A 2372-nucleotide genomic window follows, 5' to 3' on the forward strand; every position below is an offset into this window, starting at 1 on the left:
ATCGCATAAGAGATGCTTGGGCAGAAACTTTAAAGCTACAATTCTATCCAGCTTGGTATCCTGGGCTTTATAGACCACACCCATTCCACCTTCACCCAGCTTTTCTAAAATCTTGTAATGCGAAATTGTTTTGCCGATCATTTTTCCAATCCCATTTTCCCAAGTAGTGCCTTAGATCGAGGATCAGAACGCAAGGTATCCATATAGGGAGCAGCTTTGAGTGAAACCATCCAGGATTCTCGCTCATTATAAGCCTTATCCAGATATTCAAATACTTGATCCTTTTTGCCCAGCCCTGCGTAGATCAATGCCTTGTATAAGGACGAAACATATCTTTGCTGGGAAATCTCGTTCAATTGGTCGAGCAGGCTTAGTGCTTCATTATCTCGCCCAGACATACCATAAGCAAGTCCGAGGAACCCAATTGGGAATGGAATACCTTGCCAGAGACTGGCAAATTTTTTCAAAGAAGCAATCGCTTCTTCCCATCTCTCTTTCCCCATATAAGATAATCCAAGGAAAAGACATGTTACGGCAAAGTTTGGGTCCATTTCGAGAGTTTTGTGGAGCTGTTCAATGGCTTCATCGTACCGACGTCCCAAGTAAAGGACAAACCCTAAAACCGCATTATGAACCAGGCAAAGCGGGTCTAACTCCACACTTTTTTCCATCTCAGCGATTGCTTCAACAACATGCCCAGTTATCGCCAGATACAGACCATAATAATAGTGGGCTACAGCATAATTGGGGTTGAGCTCTATGGCCCGCTTGTATGCTTTTTCAGCCTCTGCCCAGTCCCAATCGTAGAACATTTTAGTCCAGCCCAGCGAGGCATAGGCTTCGGCAAGTGTGTCATCTATTTCCAAGGCCTTAGCGCAAGCAACCTTTGCTTTGGGATAAGCCTCTTTTGGAGGAAGGAACGCCCAGAGTCCAAATTGATTATAGCAGTCAGCGATTCCTGCATACGCCAGTGCGTACAGCGGGTCTTTGTCAATGGCTTGCTGGAAGCATTCAACTGCTTTTTGCAGTCCACCTTCATAGCGTCTGAACCAGAAGTAACGACCTTTCAAATAAAGGTTATAAGCTTCCGGATCATCGGTGTAACGCTTTTCCAGTTTAGCTTTCTCTTCTTTTAAAAGATTCACTTTTAACTTATTCACAATTGACAAAGAGATCTCTTCCTGAATCGCAAATACATCCTCCATCTCTCGATCATATCGCTCTGACCAAAGGTGGTAACCATCAGCCACATTTACCAGTTGTGCAGTTATCCTTAGTCTATTTCCTGCCTTACGCACACTGCCTTCCAGCAATGTTTCCACGCTTAATTTCCTGCCGATTTCACGTATATCTATGTCTTTGCCTTTAAAGGAGAAAGCAGAAGTTCGGGCAACCACACGCAAACCTTCTACCTGCGTTAAAGCATTGATAATCTCTTCAGCCATGCCATCACAGAAATACTCCTGCTCTTTATCGGCGCTCAAATTGGTAAATGGCAGCACGGCGATAGAAGGCATAAGCTTCTTTGAAGTTTCCAGCGTCTTCGTCAGTTCCGCTTCCACTTCCGTCTTGACCCTTCTTAAATCAGCGGAAAGGTCATCCACATGCTGGTATCGCATCTCCCTGTTCTTCTCCAATGCTTTATTAACAGCCATCTGCAATCCTTCTGGAACATTCGCTTTATATCTCGCCAATGGCTCTGGTGTCTCATTAAGAATGGAATAGATTATGGCGGCTTCATGCTCTCCCTTAAATGGAAGCTGACTGGTTATCATCTCATATAAAACCACCCCAAATGAGAAAATATCTGACCTCTGGTCAACTTCTATCCCGTGAATCTGTTCAGGTGACATATAAGATAGAGTCCCAAGAGTTGTTCCTTCCTTAGTAACTCTGCTAACTCCTCTGAGCTTTGCCAGACCAAAATCCATTATCTTAACCAAGCCTTCAGCCGTAAGCATTATATTATCTGACTTAATGTCCCGATGAACTATACCTTTCTTATGAGCAGCATTTAAGCCCTCTGCTACCTGGATGGCTATGTTCAAAACCTTTTCTATGGTGAATGTCTTTTCCTCGATTAGCTCTTTTAAGGAGTTCCCCTCAACATATTCCATTGCTATAAAACATTCACCTTCAAATTCATCAATCTCATGAATTGTAGTTATGTTCGGATGATTCAGGGAAGAGGCGGCTTTGGCTTCATGCTCAAACCTGGTCTTGGCTTCTTGATCGCATAAGAGATGCTTGGGCAGAAACTTTAAAGCTACAATTCTATCCAGCTTGGTATCCTGGGCTTTATAGACCACACCCATTCCACCTTCACCCAGCTTTTCTAAAATCTTGTAATGCGAAATTGTTTTGCCGATCAT

At 43.5% G+C, this 2372-nt stretch carries 1 protein-coding gene; it reads right to left on the reverse strand.

The window, feature by feature from the left end; genetic code table 11:
• Positions 1–137 precede the first annotated feature (137 nt).
• Positions 138–2372: protein kinase (locus MUP17_01635; GenBank protein ID MCJ7457677.1), on the reverse strand; the 2235-nt coding region annotated here is incomplete at its 5' end.

It is taken from the genome of Candidatus Zixiibacteriota bacterium (genome assembly GCA_022865345.1).
In the GTDB taxonomy this organism is placed as follows: domain Bacteria; phylum Zixibacteria; class MSB-5A5; order MSB-5A5; family RBG-16-43-9; genus RBG-16-43-9.